The sequence below is a fragment of the Actinoplanes sp. NPDC019969 genome, assembly GCF_055562375.1.
Genome location: NZ_JBVHFK010000001.1, coordinates 300,901 through 318,461, shown reverse-complemented (window position 1 = coordinate 318,461; position 17,561 = coordinate 300,901). Strand labels below are relative to the sequence as shown.

Here is a 17,561-nt window from a genome sequence, read left to right as displayed (position 1 = left end):
ATAAGCTGGGCTCGTGTCCACCCTGCGTGACCTCGTCGAAGAACACACCGACCTCAGCCCCGCCGACATCGACCACCTGCACCGGATCGCCGGTGACTGGCAGCTGCTGTCCGACCTCTCCTTCGCGGACCTGCTGCTCTGGGTGCCGATCAAGGGGGAGCCACGGCGGCCCCGGGAGTTCCTCTGCGTCGCGCAGGTGCGGCCGACGACCGCGCCCACGGCGTACCAGGACGACCAGGTCGGCAAGATTGTCGGCGGGCCGGAGGTGGCGCACCTGGACGTGGCGATCACGCAGGAGCGGATCTGGCGGGAGGGCGACCCGGTCTGGTACGGCGACACTCCCGCCCGGCACGAGGCCATCCCGGTCCGGCTGCGCGACGCCACCGACCTGGAGGAGGCGCTCAGCGAGGTGATCGCGGTGATCGGCCGCGACACCAACCTGAGCACCGCCCGCACTCCCAGCCAGCTCGAACTGAACTACCTGACCACTGCCGACGACCTGGCGCAGATGGTGGCGGACGGGACGTTCCCGCCGCCCCGTCTGCCCGGGGAGATCACCTCGGCGCCGCGGGTCGGTGACGGCCTGATCCGCCTGGACGCCTCCGGCAAGGTGACGTACGCCAGCCCGAACGCCCAGTCCGCCTACCGCCGGCTCGGCTTCAACGCCCACCTGGTCGGCGAGGAGCTGGCGAAACTGTCCAGCCGGCTGTCCGGCGACCCGCTGGAGGGCAACGACGCCGCCGAGCGGATCCTGTCCTCGCTGCGCGGCGAGTTCCCGGCCCGGATGGAGGTGGAGGCCCGCGGGGCGACGGTGCTCACCCGGGCGCTGCCGCTGCTGCCGGCCGGCGTGCCGATCGGCGCGCTGGTGCTGGTCCGGGACGTCACCGAGGTGCGCCGCCGGGAGCGCGCGCTGATGACCAAGGACGCCACCATCCGGGAGATCCACCACCGGGTGAAGAACAACCTGCAGACCGTGGCCGCGCTGCTGCGCCTGCAGGCCCGCCGGGTGGACGCGCCGGAGGCCCGGATGGCCCTCGAGGAGTCGGTGCGCCGGGTCGCGTCGATCGCGCTGGTCCACGAGACGCTCTCGATGTCCAGCGACGAGGCGGTCGAGTTCGACGGCATCGTGGACCGGGTGGCCACCGCCGCGGCGGAGGTCGCCACCACCGGCATCCCGGTGAAGATCCGGCGGGAGGGCACCTTCGGCGTGCTGCCCGCGGAGATCGCCACCTCGCTGGTCATGGTGCTCAACGAGCTGCTGATCAACGCGGTGGAGCACGGGTTCCCGGCTCCTGACGAGGACGGCGCCGAGCCGGCGACGGCCGCCGACGGCGAGGTGGTCGTGTCCGCGCACCGGTTCCGCAAGCAGTTGCACGTCACGGTCGCCGACAACGGGCAGGGGCTGCCGGAGGGCTTCAAGTTCGAGGGCAGCAACCGGCTGGGGCTGCAGATCGTGCGGGCGCTGGCCACCGGGGAACTGCGCGGCAGCATCGAGCTGCGCAACCGGGCAGGCGGCGGAACCGAGGCGGTGGCCGTCGTCCCGCTGGAAAAGCGCTGATCAAAGGCACACGGCCGGTACAGCCTAGGGGGCAACTGTTACAAGATGTCAGCGTTGTGCTACTCCGCACACTCCCGAATTCTGGACCGTTGTGGCCGAGAACCGCGGGGCGTGAGAGGCTTGCCGACATGACCGCTGCAGTTGACCGCCGCTTCGTGGCCCGCCGCCACGTCGACTACGGCCGTGTCCGCAGCGCCATGTGTCCGGCTTCCTGACGACGCCCGATTTCCTGTTCCGGGCGCTCGACCGCCGGGCCCACTCCTGACACAGATGTCACGAGCCTCCCACGGGCCGTGAGCGGCACAGCGCGCCCACGAAACCCGGAGGAACGCCGAGATGGCGCCCAGCAACACTCCCGCTGCAAGGCCGACCGCCCGCCCCCGTAAGGCGCGCGGCGAGGGTCAGTGGGCGCTCGGACACCGCGAGCCGCTCAACCCCAACGAGCGCAGCAAGAAGGACGACAACCCGCTCAACGTGCGGGCCCGGATCGAGAACATCTACGCGCACGGCGGGTTCTCCTCGATCGACCCGGCCGACCTGCGGGGCCGGTTCCGCTGGTGGGGGCTCTACACCCAGCGCAAGGCCGGGATCGACGGCGGCCGCACCGCGGTGCTGGAGCCCGAGGAGCTCGAGGACGAGTACTTCATGCTCCGCGTCCGCTGCGACGGCGGCGCCCTCAGCCTCGAGCAGCTGCGCGTGATCGCCGGGATCGCCACCGAGTTCGCCCGGGACAGCGCCGACATCACCGACCGGCAGAACATCCAGCTGCACTGGATCCGGGTCGAGGACGTGCCGGAGATCTGGCGCCGGCTCGAGGCCGTCGGCCTGCAGACCACCGAGGCGTGCGGCGACTGCCCGCGTGTCGTGCTGGGCAGCCCGGTCGCCGGCATCTCCTCCGACGAGGTGCTCGACGGCACGCCGGCGATCGATGAGATCGTCAAGAGGTACGTCGGCAACCCCGCCTACTCGAACCTGCCCCGCAAGTTCAAGTCGCAGATCTCCTGGCTCGCCGACGGGCCGTACCAGGCGAACGACATCTCGTTCGTCGGCGTCGAGCACCCGGACCACGGCCCCGGCTTCGACCTGTGGGTCGGCGGCGGCCTCTCCACCAACCCGATGCTGGCCCAGCGCCTCGGCGTGTGGGTGCCGCTGGCCGAGATCCCGGACGTCTGGGAGGGCGTCGTCGGGATCTTCCGCGACTACGGGTACCGCCGCCTCCGGCACCGCGCCCGCCTCAAGTTCCTGCTCGCCGACTGGGGCGTGGAGAAGTTCCGCGAGATCCTGGAGAAGGAATACCTGGGCCGCGCGCTGATCGACGGGCCGGCGCCGGACCTGCCGGAGAAGCCGATCGACCACATCGGCGTGCACAAGCAGAAGGACGGGCTGAACTACGTCGGCGCGGCGCCGGTCGTCGGGCGGTCGTCCGGCACCCAGCTCACCAAGCTGGCGGAGCTGGTGGAGAAGCACGGGTCGGCGCGGGTGCGGCTCACGGCGTACCAGAAACTCCTCGTTCTGGATGTCGCCGACGACCAGGTGGAACCGCTGATCGGCGGGCTGCGGGCGATCGGCCTGGAGGCCCGCCCCTCGGCGTTCCGGCGCGGCACCATGGCGTGCACCGGCATCGAGTACTGCAAGCTGGCCATCGTCGAGACAAAGGCGCGCGGCGAGGAGCTGGTGGCCCGGCTCGAGGAGCGGCTCAAGGGCTTCGACACCGACCTGTCGATCCACATCAACGGCTGCCCCAACGCCTGCGCCCGCACCCAGGTCGCCGACATCGGCCTCAAGGGCCAGCTGGTGATGAACTCGCACGGCGAGCAGGTCGAGGGCTTCCAGATCCACCTCGGCGGCGCCCTCGGCATGGCCAAGGGGGAGACGGCGGGCTTCGGGCGCAAGGTCCGCGGGCTCAAGGCCACCGCCGAGGAGCTTCCGGAGTACGTGGAACGCGTCGCCACCCACTACCTCGACGGCCGCGGTGACGGCGAGACGTTCGCCAACTGGGTTCTCCGGGCCGACGAGGAGCTCCTGAAATGAGCGACAGACAGGCCCCGCTGTACTGCCCCTACTGCGGCGACGAGGACCTGCGTCCCAACGAGGCTTCGCACGGCGCGTGGGAGTGCCGCTCCTGCGCCCGGGTTTTCTCGATCAAGTTCATCGGTCTTCTGTCCAAGGGAGTGGGTTCCACATGAGTCTTCTCAATGCCGCGGGTCTGGGGCTGATCGATCTGACCGGGTCGCCCGCGCGTCCCGACCGTCGTACCCCCGCCGAGCTGAAGGCCCTCGCTGACGAGGCCGCGGTCCGCCTGGAGGGCCGTCCCGCCGAGGAGATCGCCAAGTGGGCGACCGACACCTTCGGCGAGCGGTTCTGCGTCACCAGCTCGATGGCCGACGCCGTCGTCGCGCACCTCTTCTCCCGGGTCTCGCCCGGCGTCGACGTGGTGTTCCTGGACACCGGCCTGCACTTCCCGGAGACCCTCAAGGTCCGGGACACCGTCGTCCGCACGATGAACGTCAACGTCCGCTCGATCCGCCCCCGGCTGACCGTCGGCCAGCAGGACGGCGAGTACGGTCCCCGGCTGTTCGCCCGCAGCCCCGACGAGTGCTGCTTCCTGCGTAAGGTCGAGCCGCTCGAACGGGCCCTCGCCGAGTACGACTCCTGGGCCACCGGCCTGCGCCGCGACGAGTCGCCGACCCGCGCCAACACGCCGGTCGTCGCGTTCGACGCCAAGAAGGGCAAGGTGAAGGTCAACCCGATCGCCGCCTGGACCTCCGACGACGTCGACGCGTACATCAGCCGGTGGAACGTGCCGGTCAACGAACTGTTCAAGAAGGGGTACGGCTCGATCGGCTGCTGGCCGTGCACCCGCCGTACCAAGGCCGGCGAGGACCCGCGCGCGGGGCGCTGGGCGATGTTCGAGAAGACCGAATGCGGTCTGCACGTCTGAGTCCCCCCGCACGGCCCGCCGTGGTCCTGGTGGCCCACGGCAGCCGTGATCGGCGGGCCGCGGCGTCCACGGAGGCGCTGGCCCGGGCGGTCGGGCGCGCCCGGCCGGAGTGGGCGGTCCGGGCGGCGTACCTGGACCATGCCGGGCCCCGGCCGCTGGACGTGCTGGCCGGCCTGCCCGGCCCGCGCGCCGTGCTCGTCCCGCTGCTGCTGACCGCTGCCTACCACGGCCGGGTCGACCTGCCCGCGGTGATCCGCGAGGCCGCCGAGCTGCTGCCGGTCGCCGTCACCGCCACCGATGTGCTCGGCCCCACCACGCCGCTCGCGCCGCTTCTGCCCGGCTCCGCCTTGTCGCTTCTGCCCGGCTCCGTTTCGCCGTTGCTGCTCGCCGCGTTGACCCGCCGGCTGCCGGTGGGCGACCTCGACGCCGTCGTGCTCGCCGCAGCGGGCACCCGCAACGACGAAGCCCGCCAGACCGTCGCTGACGCCGCTGCGGCGCTCGGACGCCACCTGGGCCTGCCCTCGGCGGTCTCGTACGCCTCCGGGCCCGGACAGCGGGCCGGAGCGGCTGTCGACGGGTTGCGTACGGCAGGCGCCCGGCGGGTCGGGATGGCTGCCTACTTCCTGGCGCCCGGGGTGCTCTACGACGCCTCCGCCGACGCGGCGCGGGCGGCCGGGGCGGTGGCGATCGCCGAGCCCCTCGGCGCGGCGCCGGAACTGGTCCGGCTGGTGTGTGCCCGGGCCGAGTCGGTCCTGCGGGTTCCGCTCCCCGTCGCGGCCTGAGACGCGCCGGACCGCTCGCGGTACATCTCAGCTGATTCGCATTCGCGGCCGCCGAATCTCAGCTGATTCTCAGGAGGGGGCCGTTCCCGCCTGCGGCCGGACTCCGGCTGGTTGTCACTCTGGGCGACGATCACTCTGCGCTAGGCAACCGTTGGGGCATAAGCGCATCCGAATCGGGACCGTCCTATGCGGAGTGTGCCGGAGTCGCGACGCAAAGCGTCTTGATCAGAATTTCGAGATCATTTCGGCGGTACGGCTAAACGTACGGTGATCGTATTAGCGCACAGTGGAATGGAACGCAGCGTGAGTGGCCCGAAACAGCAAGACGCCCCGGTGCCGTAAGGCCCGGGGCGCGAATGCTGTGTGGGGGATTGGTTCAGGCAGTGGGGGCGCCGACCCGAAGGCCGCCACGGCGCTTGACGGCACGCCGCTCGTCTTCGCTCATCCCGCCCCATACGCCGGCATCCTGACCCGATTCGAGTGCCCACTGAAGGCACGACTCGGTCACCGGGCACCGCCGGCACACGGCCTTGGCCTGCTCGACCTGCAGGAGCGCCGGGCCGGACGTCCCGATCGGGAAGAACAGCTCAGGGTCCTCGTCGCGGCAGATCGCATCGTGACGCCAGTCCATGGCGGCAAACTCCTTGTTTCGGATGGGGTAATGAAAACAGTGCTGTTTACCTATATGCGAGCGCAGTGGTTCGCGACGGCTTGTGCCCGTCTGCTCACCGGTGCGTCAGCAAGCTTTTGTGTTTGGTTGCTCTTACGCGCTTCTGGATTAGGAACGCGTACAAGCGGCAACCGGTTACTTCTTATCGCTTGTGAATGCTTTCACGAACTCACGCGATGTCAAGGGTAGCGCTGGAAGTTTCTCCCGGCGGGTGAGCTGGCTCACGTACCCATATGTCCGGTTCCGCCGCTGTAGCCGGTGCCGGTTGACGAACGCTCCCATCAATGTAGTACGGTCCCGGCCACTTCGCCGACCTTTTGACCGTGTTTCTGTAACGGATCGTGAGCACGTGTCAAAACACGTACCCCCGAGTCAGCAGATCACACGTAGCGCCGAGGGGACGGACACGAAGTGCACCTTCTGTCGTTCCCCTAGGTAATCGCCGTCCAGCTGAAACGGTTGCGGCCGGGACGCGACCACGGTGAACTCCGCGACGTCATGCAGACGTAACACCTGTTTACCTTGCGGATCACCGGCTCGCCACGCGAGTTGTGTCACGGTGCGGGCGCTGCGCGCGACAGTGAGGCGGCGCAGGGCCAGCACATCCAGCCCGAGATCGAACGAAGCGCCCGAATTCAAATGGACAGGACGGTCGCCCACGTACGTCCAGGGCGCGGTGTTCTGCACGATCACCGTGCCCAGCTCCGTGGCCGGCGTCTCACCGGGCCGCTCCACGGTCAGCGGCGGGTCCCGCCGGTCCAGCCCGGTGAAGAACTGGCCGAACGTCGCCCGCGCGTAGAGTCCCGGCGTCGAGGTGCGGCCGCGCAGGCGGGCCTGCTCCACCCGGCGGATCGTCGCGGCGTCCCAGCCGAGCCCGGCGGTGAACGTGAAATAGCGGTCGTCCGCCCGGCCCAGCCCGATCACCCGGTGCCGGCCGTCACGCAGACCGTTCAGGATCACGCTGATGCCCTCGGCCCAGTCCCGGGGCAGGCCGAGCGCGCGGGCGAAGACGTTGGTGGAGCCGCCGGGGACCACCGCCAGGGCGGGCAACCGGCCGGCCGGGCCGCCGGGCAGCCCGTGCAGTGTGGCCGGCGCGGTCAGCAGGCCGTTCACCACCTCGTTGACGGTGCCGTCGCCGCCGAGCGTGACGAGCACGTCGACGCCGCTCTCCGCCGCGTCGCGCGCCAGCCTGGTGGCGTGACCGCGCCGCTCGGTGTGGACCACGCTCAGGTCCGCGGCGGTGCGCAACGCCCGCGTCAGAACGTCGCGGCTGCGCTCGCCGGTGGCCGTCGCCCGCGGGTTGACCACCAGCAACGCTCGCATGCGCGGCACTGTACCCGGCAACGGGCCGGAAAGCTGTCGGTATGGTGCACCAGTGCCCAGCACTCCGACTCTCGCATGGGGGGTCCGGCTGCTCTACCTCCAGAGCGCCGGGCTCGCCGCGCTCACGGCGTACCTCATCGTCCTCGATCTGACCCGCGACGACGTCGTCGTCGCGATCGCCGCCTCGCTCACCGTGATGGCCGCCCTCGCCGCGCTCGCTGTCTTCGCGGTCGCCCGCGCCCTCGCCCGCCGCAAGGTCCGGGCCCGCGGCCCGGCCGTCGTCGTGCAGCTGTTCCTGCTGGCCACCGGGGGTTTCCTGGTGCAGTACGGCACGCTCTGGGCCGGGATCGGGCTGCTGATCCTGGGGGCCGTGACCGCCGCCCTGATCCTGGTTCCGCCGAGTAGCCGAGCGTTGGGCGTCGATTAACGGGTCTGCGCCGGCGGATCAGGGCCTAACCTGGACGGGTGACCGGCTCAACGGTGCGCCCACCCGCCTATCAGCAGCTCGCCGACGAGTTACGCGCGGAGATCACATCCGGCCGTCTGCAACCCGGTGAGCGCCTTCCGCCCGAACCCGAACTGTGCGTCAAGATCGGCGTCAGCCGCAGCACGGTCCGCGAGGCTCTCCGCCTGCTCGCCAGCCAGCACCTGATCGTCACGACCCGGGGTGTCACCGGCGGCAGTTTCGTCGCGCACCCGAGCGCGGGACAGCTCGGTGACGGGCTGTCCACCGGGTTCGCCCTGCTCACCCACTCCGCCGCGGTGGGTCTCGCCGACCTGCTGGAGTTACGCCGCGCCCTGGAGGTCCCGGCCGCCGGCATGGCCGCGGTCCGCCGGGACGAGACGCATCTGACGGAGTTGCGCGGGGCGCTCTTCGATCCGGCGATCGACGACCTCGACACCATGCTGACCGCGCACGCCGCCTTCCACCGCGCGATCGCGAAGGCCACCGGCAATCCGCTGTTCGAGCTGGTGGGCCGCCCGCTGTACCAGGTGACCTACGGCGAGGAGGTGATCGGCGACCTGCCCGAGGGGTACTGGGCGCAGATCGACCACGACCACCGGTCACTGCTGGAGTGCCTGGTCACGCGGGATCCGGAGGGCGCGACGAGGTGCGCGGCGGCACACCTCGACTACATCGCCCGGACGGTCCGCTAGAACTCGGTGCGGCGGGTCAGCAGCCGGATCGTGGCGTGCCGGCCGGTCGCCGAGGCCTCGGCCGACGTGGTGAGGGCGGTCAGCACCTTCCACGCGAAAGAGGACTCGGACGGCAGCCGGGCGCCACGAACGGTGGCCACGGTCACCTCGACCGTGAGCGCGTCGTCGGTCACCGCGAACCGGCATTCCAGCTCGGCGTTGCGGGTCGCGATGGCGAGCAGCATGGCGCACGCCTCGTCCACGGCGATCCGCAGATCCTCGATCTCGTCGAGGGCGAAGTGCAGGCGGGCGGCGAGGCCCGCGGTAGCCGTCCGGAGGACCCCCAGGTAACCCCCGTCGGCGGGCACCGTCAGCAGTACGACGTCGTCTCCGACATCCGGCTCGAACTCCGTCACCTGAGTCACCCGGTCCCCTCCTCCCGATGGAGAGACTCTAGCCGTTGCGGGACGCTGCGGGGCCACCCGGTCACCGCCTGTTTTCCGTGGGTACGACGACGGCCGGCGCCGCGGAGCGGGCCGGCCGTTCGATTGACCGCGCTGGTCAGGCCTGCTTGGTCTCCCAGAAGATCTTGGAGATCTCCTCGATCTTGCCCAGCAGCTGCTCGGCGACAGCCGGGTCCACCTGGCCCTTGGCGCCCGCGGCGCCGGCGAGCTTGGTGGCCTCGTTGAAGAGCTGGTGCAGGTTCGGGTACTTCTCGAAGTGCGGGGCCTTGAAGTAGTCGGTCCACAGCACCCAGAGGTGGTGCTTGACCAGCTCGGCGCGCTGCTCCTTGATCAGGATGGCCCGGGTGCGGAACTCGGGGTCCTGGTTCGCCTGGTACTTCTCGGCGATCGCCTTGATCGACTCGGCCTCGATCCGGGCCTGGGCCGGGTCGTAGACGCCGCACGGCAGGTCGCAGTGGGCGCTGACCACAGTGCGCGGGGTGAGGAAACGCGGAAGTCGCATCAGGACTCCTCCATAGAGTTTGCGATGATCCGAGGTTGACCCTACCCCTTACATCCCTGGGGTAACGCGACGGAGGCTTGATGCCTTGAGGTGGCAATTACCACTGTTCGCCGTGCTCGTGCACGGCCCTTCGATGGCGCCCACACTGCGGGCCGGCGACGCCCTGATCGTGCGGCGCGGAGCGCGTGGGGTAAGGGCCGGGGACGTGGTGGTGGCCGAGTTCCGGACCCGGCCCGGTCTGCTGGTGGTGAAACGGGCCGTCGAGAAACGTGACGGAGGGTGGTGGCTGATCGGGGACAACGCGTTCGTCACGGACGATTCCCGTGCTCACGGCGTCGCCGACGTCATCGGGCGTGTGATATTTCGCTACTACCCGAGACCGTTCCGGTTAAGTTAGTGTCCTCTGATCCCCAGCGCACACCCGCGCTGGAGGTGGTTCTACCGGGTGATCCCCGCATCGCACCGCGGTTCCGGCGCATACTCGCGACCGGGATTCAGCAGGTGCCACGTATCAATGTCGATGCAGTGTGGAGTTTCACCGTGTCTTTCTTCAGTTTCGAACTCGATCCCGCCCTCGCCGCCGACCCCGTCTTCGACCTGCACCGCCGGGGCAAGATGACGATGAGCGCGACCGTCCCGCTGGCCAGCCGTGACGACCTCTCGCTGGCGTACACGCCGGGTGTCGCCCGGGTCTGCGAGGCGATCGCCGAGGACGAGGCCCTCTACCCCGACTACACCTGGACGTCGAACACGGTCGCCGTGGTCACCGACGGATCCGCCGTCCTCGGGCTCGGCAACATCGGCCCCAAGGCCGCCATGCCGGTCATGGAGGGCAAGTCGGTCCTGTTCAAGCAGTTCGGCGGCGTCGACTCGATCCCGATCGTCCTGGACACCCAGGACGTCGAGGGCATCATCGCCACGGTCAAGGCGATGGCCCCGTCGTTCGGCGGCATCAACCTCGAGGACATCAGCGCCCCGCGCTGCTTCGAGATCGAGCGCCGCCTCGACGCCGAACTCGACATCCCGGTCTTCCACGACGACCAGCACGGCACCGCTGTCGTCACGCTCGCCGCCCTGCGCAACGCCGCCAAGCTGCTCGGACGCTCCTTCGGCGACCTGCGGGTGGTCGTCAGCGGAGCCGGCGCGGCCGGGGTCGCGATCACCCAGACCCTGATCGCGGCGGGCGTCGAGGGCGCCAACATGATCGTCGTCGACTCGCGCGGCATCATCAACGACGAGCGCGCCGACCTCAACGGGATGAAGGCGAAGATCGCCGCGACCACCAACCTCTCCGGTCGCAGCGGCGGGATCACCGAGGCGCTGATCGGCGCCGACGTGCTCGTCGGCGTCTCCGGCGGCAACATCGGCGAGGAGGCGCTGTCCGGCATGGCGCCCGGCGCGATCATCTTCGCGCTGGCCAACCCGACCCCGGAGGTCCCGCCGGCGATCGCCCACAAGTACGCCGCGATCGTCGCGACCGGCCGCAGCGACTTCCCCAACCAGATCAACAACGTCCTGGCGTTCCCCGGCATCTTCCGGGGCGCCCTCGACGTCCGGGCGAGCACGATCACCGACCGGATGAAGGTGGCCGCGGCCGACGCGATCGCCGCGATCGTCGCCGACGACCTGCGCCCGGAGGCGATCGTCCCGTCGCCGCTGGACCCGAGGGTCGCCCCGGCGGTCGCCGCCGCCGTCGCCGCGGCGGCCATCGAGGACGGCGTTGCGCGCCGGCCGGCCCCCGCCCCGGCTCCGGCCTCGGTCCCCGCTCCGGCTTCGGCCTCGGCCCTCGCTCCGGCCCAGGCCTCGGCAGCCGTGGCCGGGACGCAGCACGCCTGATCGACGTGTCCGCACGCCGCCCCGCGGTCTCGAGGGGCGGCGTGCCGCGTTAACGGTCGCTAAGGTCGGGAGATGCGCGCTGCCTACGCCTCAGCAATCAGCCCTGACGAGCCGCTCAGCGGCCTGACCGTCGGTGACTTGCCGTTCACTTCCCCGGACGGCTGGGTGGCCGTCGACGTGCGGGCCGCCTCCCTCAACCACCACGACATCTGGTCGCTGCGCGGCGTGGGCCTGCCCGCCGACCGGCTCCCGATGATCCTCGGCTGCGACGCGGCCGGGGTGGACCCCGACGGCGCCGAGGTCCTGGTCTATCCGGTGGTCGAGGACAAGGCCGACCCGCGCGGCTTCTCGCTCTTCTCCGAGCGGCATCCGGGCACCCTCGCCGAGCGGCTCGCGGCGCCCCGGGAGAACCTGATCCCGATCCCGGCCGGCGTGTCCCTCGCCGAGGCGGCCTGCCTGCCGACGGCCTGGCTCACGGCGTACCACATGCTCACCCGCGGCCGCGTCGCGGACGCCTCGGCGGTGCTGGTCCAGGGTGCGGGCGGTGGCGTGGCGACGGCTGCGGCGGCGCTTGCGGTCTCCCTCGGCAAGAGGGTGTACGCGACCAGCCGCGACCCCGGCAAACGCGAGCGGATCGCCGCGCTCGGCGCCACCGCCGTGGAACCGGGGGCCCGCCTGCCCGAGCGGGTCGACCTGGTGATCGAGTCGGTCGGCGCGGCCACTTTCGATCACTCGCTGAAGTGTTCGGCCCCCGGCGCCCGGATCGTGGTCTGCGGCACCACCTCCGGTCACCGTCCCGAGGTGGACCTGCGCCGGGTGTTCGCCATGCAGCTGGAGATCCTGGGCAGCAGCATGGGCACCCCGGACGAGCTGGCGGCCCTGCTGGAGCTGGTCGCCGCGGGCACGGTGCGCCCGGTGATCGACTCGACGTTCCCGCTGGCCCGGGCGGACGAGGCGTTCGCCCGCCTGACCGCCGGCGACGTCTTCGGCAAGATCGTCATCGAGCCCTGAGACCCGCGTGTGGTTTTCGGGCGCGCTGGGCGGCCGAACTCCACACGCTGGGCGGCGTGTGGTTTTCGGGCGTGCTGGGCGGCCGAATTTCACACGCTGGGTGTTGTGTGGTTTTCGGGCGTGCTGGGCGGCCGAACTTCACACGCTGAGTTCAGAACGTGCTCGTCAGGGCGGCCGCGCCGCCCGCTGCCGCGTCCTGGGGCAGCCGCGTCCTGGCGGCCTCGTCGCCCCGCAGCGTCCAGAGCCAGAAGTCCGTGGTGGTGGCGGCCACCACGGCCGGCTGGTCCCGGTGCGGCAGGTGGCCGCCCTGCGGGATCTCCAGGAAGCCTTTGGGCCAGGTCACCTCGTTGTACGCCCCGTACGCCTGCTCGTAGGTGACCGTCTCGTCCCGCTTGCCCTGCACGAACAGCAGCGGCGCCGGGCTGCCCGCGAACGGGGCGGGCCTCGCCATCTGCCGTCCCGCGATCAGCAGGCCGGCCTTGAGTCGCTCGTCCCGGCTGCCACTGAACAGGCCGACGGTGGTGATCGCGCCCGCCGAGTGCCCGGCCGCGGCGATCCGGCCCGCGTCGATCCGGTCCGGCAGCGCCTTCAGCACCTCGGTGATCACGAACTGCGCGTCGGCCGGCTGGTTGACCACGTCGTCGGCGTCGAACGCGGCCGCCTGGTACCAGGTGTGCGGGTACTTCGGGGCGGCCACCACGAACCCGGCAGCCGACCACGCGCTCAGCAGCTCCGCGTAGTCGTTGGGCTGGGAGGTGAGGCCGTGGCTGAAATAGATCAGCGGAGCCGCGCCTGTCCCGGCCGGCAGCCACACCGTGGTGGGCAGCGGGCGGCTGCCGTCCCGGGTGAACGCGAACTCCCGCGTCCCGCCGGCGAACGATGGCGCCGCGGACCCGGAGGCGGCCGTCTCCGGCGTAGGGGCCGCCTCTCCCGAGCAGGCGCTCAGGCCGGTGACCAGGGCGAGGGTGAGGACCGATCGGCGCAACATCCCGCTCATTCTGCCGCCCCAAGATCAAAGAATGCTGGCAGTGCGGGGTAGCCGACATCACACCCGGTTCCGCCGATCAGGTGCCGTTTTTCGCCATCGTTGACCACCTTGGTTAGGGTCGGCCACATGTCTGACAACCAGGTCGATCCGAGCGGCAACACCGAGGCGTTCCGGGCCTTCACCCGGACGACGCCCGACAAGGAGGCGCCGTCCAAGGTCCCCTATCTGATCGGCGGAGCGGTCGCGGTCGTGCTGCTGATCGCCCTCCTCGCCTGGATGATCATCTAGGGAGTCACGCCACGGCCCGCCGCGCCTCCGAGGCGATCTCCAGCTCCTCCTCGGTCGGCACCACGCAGACCGTGATCGGTGAGCCGTCCGGCGAGATGATCGTGGCGTTGCCGTCGTTGCGTTCCGGGTCGACGGCGATGCCCAGCGGCTCCAGCCCGGCCAGCGTCCGTGCCCGGACCAGCCGGGAGTTCTCCCCGACACCGCCGGTGAAGGTGATCGCGTCCACCCGGCCCAGCACCGCGAGATAGGAGCCGGTGTACTCGCGGATCCGCCGGCAGTAGACCTCGAAGGCCAGTGTGGCGTCCGGGTCGCCGGCCGCGTACCGGTCCTGCACCGCCCGCAGATCGTTGTCGCCGGCCAGGCCCAGCAGCCCGGAACGGCGGGTCAGCAGGTCCTCGATCTCGTCCAGCGACAGCCCGGCCACCCGGTGCAGATGGAAGATCAGGCTCGGGTCGATGTCACCCGACCGGGTGCCCATCACCAGGCCCGGCAGCGGGGTCAGGCCCATCGAGGTGGCCACGCTCCGGCCGCCCCGGACGGCGGTGGCGCTCGCCCCGTTCCCCAAGTGCAGCGTGATCACGTTGGTCTCGTCCGGTGACCTGCCGAGGAGCCGGGCGGTCTCGCGGGAGACGTACGCGTGGGAGGTGCCGTGGAACCCGTACCTCCGCAGTCCCCACTTCCCGGCGATCTCCCGGTCGATGGCCCACAACGCGCCCTCCGGTGGGATCGTCGCGTGGAACGCGGTGTCGAAGACCGCCACCTGCGGGATGTCCGGCAGCAGGTCACGGGCCACCCGCAGCCCGGTCAGCGCGGCCGGGTTGTGCAGCGGGGCGAGCGGGATCAGCTCCTCGATCGCCGCCAGCACGTCGTCGTCGACCACCGTCGAGGCGGTGAACCGCTCCCCGCCGTGCACCACCCGGTGCCCGACCGCGGCCAGGCCGGTCAGGTCCAGCTCGTCCATCAGCTTCCGCAGCGCCGCGCCGTGGTCGGCCGCGTCGCCGCCCGGTTCGCCGATCCGCTGGATCAGCCCCTTGGCCAGTACCTCCGAGCCGTCGAAGAGCCGGTAACGCAGCGACGACGAGCCGCTGTTGAGCACGAGTACCCGGGTCATCTCGCTCCCGCCTGGATCGCCGTGATGGCGACCGTGTTCACGATGTCCTTGACCGTCGCGCCGCGGGACAGGTCGTTGACCGGCCGCTTGAGGCCCTGCATGACCGGGCCGACGGCGACCGCGTTCGCTGACCGCTGGACGGCCTTGTAAGTGTTGTTCCCGGTGTTCAGGTCGGGGAACACGAAGACGGTGGCCTTGCCGGCGACCGCGCTGCCGGGCAGTTTCGCCGCGGCGACGGCCGGGTCGATCGCCGCGTCGTACTGGATCGGACCCTCCACCGGCAGGTCCGGGCGCCGCTCGCGGACCAGCGCGGTGGCGGCGGCGACCTTGTCCACGTCGGCGCCGGAACCGGAGCTGCCGGTCGAGTAGGACAGCATCGCCACCCGCGGCTCGATGCCGAACGCGGCAGCCGTCTGCGCCGAGGAGAGCGCGATGTCGGCGAGCTGCTCGGCATTCGGATCCGGGTTGACCGCGCAGTCGCCGTAGACCAGCACCCGGTCGGCCAGCAGCATGAAGAACACGCTGGAGGCCACGGTCAGCCCCGGCACCGTCTTGATGATCTCGAAAGCCGGCCGGATCGTCGCCGCCGTGGTGTGCACCGAGCCGGAGACCATCCCGTCGGCCAGCCCGGCGCCCACCATCATGGTGCCGAAGTAGTTGACGTCCCGGACCACGTCGTACGCCAGGTCCAGGGTCACCGCCCGATGCTTGCGGATCTCCGCGTACCGCTCGGCGAAGTCGTCGCGCAACGGCGAGGTCGCCGGATCCACCAGGTGCGCCCCGCCGATCTCCACGCCGATCTCACGGGCCCGGCGGTTGATCTCGTCCGGGTCGCCGAGCAGGGTCAGCTCGGCCACGCCCCGCCGCAGCAGGGTCTCGGTGGCCCGCAGGATCCGCTCCTCGGTGCCCTCCGGCAGCACCAGGTGCCGGCGGTCGGCGCGGGCCTTCTCGATCAGGTCGTTCTCGAACATCAGCGGGGTGACCCGGCTGGACCTGGTCACGTCGAGCAGCCGGGACAGCTCGGTGGTGTCCACGTTCTCCTCGAACACCCCGAGCGCCGCCTCGATCTTGCGAGGGGTGCCGAGCTGCGCCGTGATCCGGCTCGCCGCGGCGATCGTGTGGTAGCTGTCGGTCCTGGTGACCAGCATGGCCAGACCGGTGTTGAGCCGCTCGATCACCCGGATCGCCCGCTCGTCGGCCGGCTCGCCCAGGGTCAGCACCAGACCGGCCAGCGTCACGTTGCCGGCCGCGTGCGCCGCGCTGGCCGCCACCAGCAGGTCCGCCCGGTCGCCCGGGGTGATCAGCAGCGCCCCGTCGGTCAGGGCGCCCAGCACGTTCGGCACCTGAGCGGCGCCGACCACGTAATCCAGCACGTCCCGCTCCAGCGACCCCGGCGAACCGGCGACCACCGTGGCGTCCAGCGCGGCGGCCACCTCGCCGACCGTCGGCGCGGCGATCGCCGCCACCTCCGGGACGGCCCAGAACGGCACCGGCAGCCCTTCGGGCGTGCCACCGAGAGCAGCCTGCGGGACCCGGTTGGCGATCACCGCCACGACCGTCGTGCCCAGGTCCGAGAGTGAGTGGTACGCCCCTCGCGCGGCCGCCGCCAGCGACTCCTGGGTCCGGCCCTCGCCGCTGACCACCGGCACCACCACGCTGCCGAACTCGTTCGCCAGGCGGGCGTTGAAGGCGAACTCCCGGGGCAGCTCGTCCTGGCCCTCCCCGGGCTTGTCGGTGAAGTCGCTGCCGACCACCACCACCGCGCTGCTGCACCGCTCGACCTCCCGGTATCGCTCGACGATCCGGCCGATCAGCTCCTCCCAGCGCCCGTCGGCGACCAGGGCCGTCGCCTCGGCGTAGGTGACGCCGAACGACTCCTCGATGCCGACCGGGCCGGGATAGCGCTCGCGCAGGACGGTGAGCAGGGGATCCCGCCCGCTCCCGGAGACCAGCGGCCGGAACACGGCCACCTTCGCCACCTGCCGGGACAGCAGCTCGACGATGCCGAGCGCCACTGTCCCCTTACCGACGGACGGGCCCAAACCCGCTACGTACACGCTGCGTGCCACGCCTTCAACCTACCCACCCGCAGGCCTCCGAGTCGGGCCAAAAGACCCCTCTTGCCGATGGCGCCCGTCACATGCACACTAGTCCCCTGAGAACCTGATACTGAGCAATGCCGATTGCCTACGGGGAGGGCTCGTTGTCCAGGACAATGGAAGAACGTGTGGGAGCGATCGAGGAGTGGATCGAGATGCAGGGCCATCTTCTGGAAACGACCAATAACGAGTTGGCAGAGATGAACCGCCACTTCGACACCTGCAACAAGAGCTTCGAGATCAACAACAAGACCGTCCGGGTGCTGGTCAACACCGTTGAAAAGCTGGAGCACGAGGTCAACAAGCTGGGCCTGATGCAGGCCCGGACCGCGTTGAACCAGGAGAAGCACACCGAGATGCTGTTGGGTCTCAGCGACCGGATGGACAAGTCCGACGAGCGCCTCGACAAGATGGACCAGCGCCTCGACAGGATGGACCAGCGCCTCGACAACATGGACCAGCGCCTCGACAGGATGGACCAGCGCCTCGACAACATGGACCAGCGCCTCGACAGGATGGACCAGCGCCTCGACAGGATGGACCAGCGCTTCGACAAGATGGACCAGCGCTTCGACAAGATGGACCAGCGCTTCGACAAGATGGATGCGAAGCTGGATCTGCTGATCGACCTCATGCGGCCGAAACCGGCCGCCTGAGTACCTACTCGTCGTCCTCGTCGTCGCGGGCCAGCCAGGTCGCGAGGCGCTCGACCGGGGTCTCGAACTCGGGGTTCATGTCGACGAAGGTGCGCAGCTGCTCACCCAGCCACTCCAGCGTCACCGTCTCCTCGCCCCGCCGCTGAACCAGTTCCTCGATGCCACGATCCGTGAAGTACATGCCCGCATCGTAAG

General features: G+C 70.5%; 20 protein-coding genes. 12 read left to right on the top strand and 8 right to left on the bottom strand.

What is annotated here, in order from left to right; translation table 11 throughout:
* Nucleotides 1-13 precede the first annotated feature (13 nt).
* From ACZ3II_RS01420 to ACZ3II_RS01400, 5 genes are all read left to right on the top strand, one after another.
* Nucleotides 14-1,558 carry a sensor histidine kinase gene (locus ACZ3II_RS01420; RefSeq protein ID WP_465515649.1) on the top strand — a complete coding sequence of 515 codons (1,545 nt, stop codon included), beginning with the start codon at nucleotides 14-16 and terminating at the stop codon, nucleotides 1,556-1,558.
* Nucleotides 1,559-1,894: 336 nt separating this feature from the next.
* Nucleotides 1,895-3,589, top strand: a complete 1,695-nt coding sequence (locus ACZ3II_RS01415; protein ID WP_465515648.1) for a nitrite/sulfite reductase — start codon at nucleotides 1,895-1,897, stop codon at nucleotides 3,587-3,589.
* A complete protein-coding gene (locus ACZ3II_RS01410; protein ID WP_465515647.1) occupies nucleotides 3,586-3,744 on the top strand; it encodes a hypothetical protein in 159 nt (52 codons plus the stop codon). The genes ACZ3II_RS01415 and ACZ3II_RS01410 overlap by 4 nt, the downstream gene beginning before the upstream one ends.
* The gene (locus ACZ3II_RS01405; protein ID WP_465515646.1) at nucleotides 3,741-4,499 is read left to right on the top strand and encodes a phosphoadenylyl-sulfate reductase; all 759 of its coding nucleotides are present in this window, start codon (nucleotides 3,741-3,743) and stop codon (nucleotides 4,497-4,499) included. Before ACZ3II_RS01410 ends, ACZ3II_RS01405 begins: the two co-directional genes overlap by 4 nt.
* The gene (locus ACZ3II_RS01400) at nucleotides 4,481-5,281 is read left to right on the top strand and encodes a sirohydrochlorin chelatase (RefSeq protein ID WP_465515645.1); all 801 of its coding nucleotides are present in this window, start codon (nucleotides 4,481-4,483) and stop codon (nucleotides 5,279-5,281) included. The genes ACZ3II_RS01405 and ACZ3II_RS01400 overlap by 19 nt, the downstream gene beginning before the upstream one ends.
* 376 nt (nucleotides 5,282-5,657) lie before the next feature.
* Here ACZ3II_RS01400 and ACZ3II_RS01395 read toward each other — a convergent pair whose 3' ends face one another.
* Both ACZ3II_RS01395 and ACZ3II_RS01390 read right to left on the bottom strand, forming a co-directional pair.
* Nucleotides 5,658-5,912, bottom strand: coding sequence for a WhiB family transcriptional regulator (locus ACZ3II_RS01395; protein ID WP_043524653.1), 255 nt, complete (start codon nucleotides 5,910-5,912; stop codon nucleotides 5,658-5,660).
* A gap of 411 nt (nucleotides 5,913-6,323) precedes the next feature.
* Nucleotides 6,324-7,274, bottom strand: coding sequence for a diacylglycerol/lipid kinase family protein (locus tag ACZ3II_RS01390; protein ID WP_465515644.1), 951 nt, complete (start codon nucleotides 7,272-7,274; stop codon nucleotides 6,324-6,326).
* A 52-nt stretch (nucleotides 7,275-7,326) separates the two neighbouring features.
* On the opposite strand from ACZ3II_RS01390, the gene ACZ3II_RS01385 reads away from it, so the two are divergent.
* Both ACZ3II_RS01385 and ACZ3II_RS01380 read left to right on the top strand, forming a co-directional pair.
* Entirely contained in the window at nucleotides 7,327-7,701 is a 375-nt protein-coding gene (locus ACZ3II_RS01385) for a hypothetical protein (protein WP_465515643.1), read from the top strand.
* A 38-nt stretch (nucleotides 7,702-7,739) separates the two neighbouring features.
* The gene (locus ACZ3II_RS01380) at nucleotides 7,740-8,432 is read left to right on the top strand and encodes a FadR/GntR family transcriptional regulator (protein ID WP_465515642.1); all 693 of its coding nucleotides are present in this window, start codon (nucleotides 7,740-7,742) and stop codon (nucleotides 8,430-8,432) included.
* Here the strand turns inward: ACZ3II_RS01380 and ACZ3II_RS01375 are convergent.
* The gene (locus ACZ3II_RS01375; protein ID WP_043524657.1) at nucleotides 8,429-8,827 is read right to left on the bottom strand and encodes an ATP-binding protein; all 399 of its coding nucleotides are present in this window, start codon (nucleotides 8,825-8,827) and stop codon (nucleotides 8,429-8,431) included. The genes ACZ3II_RS01380 and ACZ3II_RS01375 overlap by 4 nt on opposite strands.
* Nucleotides 8,828-8,972: 145 nt before the next feature.
* On the bottom strand, nucleotides 8,973-9,377 hold the full coding sequence (gene sodN / locus ACZ3II_RS01370) for a superoxide dismutase, Ni (protein ID WP_465515641.1): 405 nt from the start codon (nucleotides 9,375-9,377) through the stop codon (nucleotides 8,973-8,975).
* An 85-nt stretch (nucleotides 9,378-9,462) separates the two neighbouring features.
* On the opposite strand from sodN, the gene ACZ3II_RS01365 reads away from it, so the two are divergent.
* The 3 genes from ACZ3II_RS01365 to ACZ3II_RS01355 all read left to right on the top strand — a co-directional run bounded on the left by ACZ3II_RS01365 (nucleotide 9,463) and on the right by ACZ3II_RS01355 (nucleotide 12,224).
* Nucleotides 9,463-9,774, top strand: a complete 312-nt coding sequence (locus ACZ3II_RS01365; RefSeq protein ID WP_465515640.1) for a S24/S26 family peptidase — start codon at nucleotides 9,463-9,465, stop codon at nucleotides 9,772-9,774.
* Nucleotides 9,775-9,917: 143 nt separating this feature from the next.
* Nucleotides 9,918-11,213 (top strand): NAD(P)-dependent malic enzyme, encoded by a 1,296-nt coding sequence (locus ACZ3II_RS01360; RefSeq protein ID WP_465515639.1) that lies wholly within the window; start codon nucleotides 9,918-9,920, stop codon nucleotides 11,211-11,213.
* A 72-nt stretch (nucleotides 11,214-11,285) separates the two neighbouring features.
* Nucleotides 11,286-12,224 carry a zinc-binding dehydrogenase gene (locus tag ACZ3II_RS01355; protein WP_465515638.1) on the top strand — a complete coding sequence of 313 codons (939 nt, stop codon included), beginning with the start codon at nucleotides 11,286-11,288 and terminating at the stop codon, nucleotides 12,222-12,224.
* A 151-nt stretch (nucleotides 12,225-12,375) separates the two neighbouring features.
* On the opposite strand, the gene ACZ3II_RS01350 is transcribed toward ACZ3II_RS01355, so the two are convergent.
* Nucleotides 12,376-13,212, bottom strand: coding sequence for an alpha/beta hydrolase family protein (locus ACZ3II_RS01350; protein WP_465515637.1), 837 nt, complete (start codon nucleotides 13,210-13,212; stop codon nucleotides 12,376-12,378).
* Between the two features lie 126 nt (nucleotides 13,213-13,338).
* On the opposite strand from ACZ3II_RS01350, the gene ACZ3II_RS01345 reads away from it, so the two are divergent.
* On the top strand, nucleotides 13,339-13,500 hold the full coding sequence (locus ACZ3II_RS01345; protein WP_465515636.1) for a hypothetical protein: 162 nt from the start codon (nucleotides 13,339-13,341) through the stop codon (nucleotides 13,498-13,500).
* Nucleotides 13,501-13,504: 4 nt separating this feature from the next.
* Here ACZ3II_RS01345 and ACZ3II_RS01340 read toward each other — a convergent pair whose 3' ends face one another.
* A complete protein-coding gene (locus tag ACZ3II_RS01340; protein ID WP_465515635.1) occupies nucleotides 13,505-14,611 on the bottom strand; it encodes an acetate/propionate family kinase in 1,107 nt (368 codons plus the stop codon).
* Nucleotides 14,608-16,680, bottom strand: a complete 2,073-nt coding sequence (pta, locus tag ACZ3II_RS01335) for a phosphate acetyltransferase (RefSeq protein WP_465515634.1) — start codon at nucleotides 16,678-16,680, stop codon at nucleotides 14,608-14,610. Before pta ends, ACZ3II_RS01340 begins: the two co-directional genes overlap by 4 nt.
* A 158-nt stretch (nucleotides 16,681-16,838) precedes the next feature.
* On the opposite strand from pta, the gene ACZ3II_RS01330 reads away from it, so the two are divergent.
* A complete protein-coding gene (locus ACZ3II_RS01330) occupies nucleotides 16,839-17,366 on the top strand; it encodes a hypothetical protein (protein ID WP_465515633.1) in 528 nt (175 codons plus the stop codon).
* A 4-nt stretch (nucleotides 17,367-17,370) separates the two neighbouring features.
* On the opposite strand, the gene ACZ3II_RS01325 is transcribed toward ACZ3II_RS01330, so the two are convergent.
* On the bottom strand, nucleotides 17,371-17,547 hold the full coding sequence (locus ACZ3II_RS01325; RefSeq protein WP_465515632.1) for a DUF6104 family protein: 177 nt from the start codon (nucleotides 17,545-17,547) through the stop codon (nucleotides 17,371-17,373).
* Nucleotides 17,548-17,561: the final 14 nt, after the last annotated feature.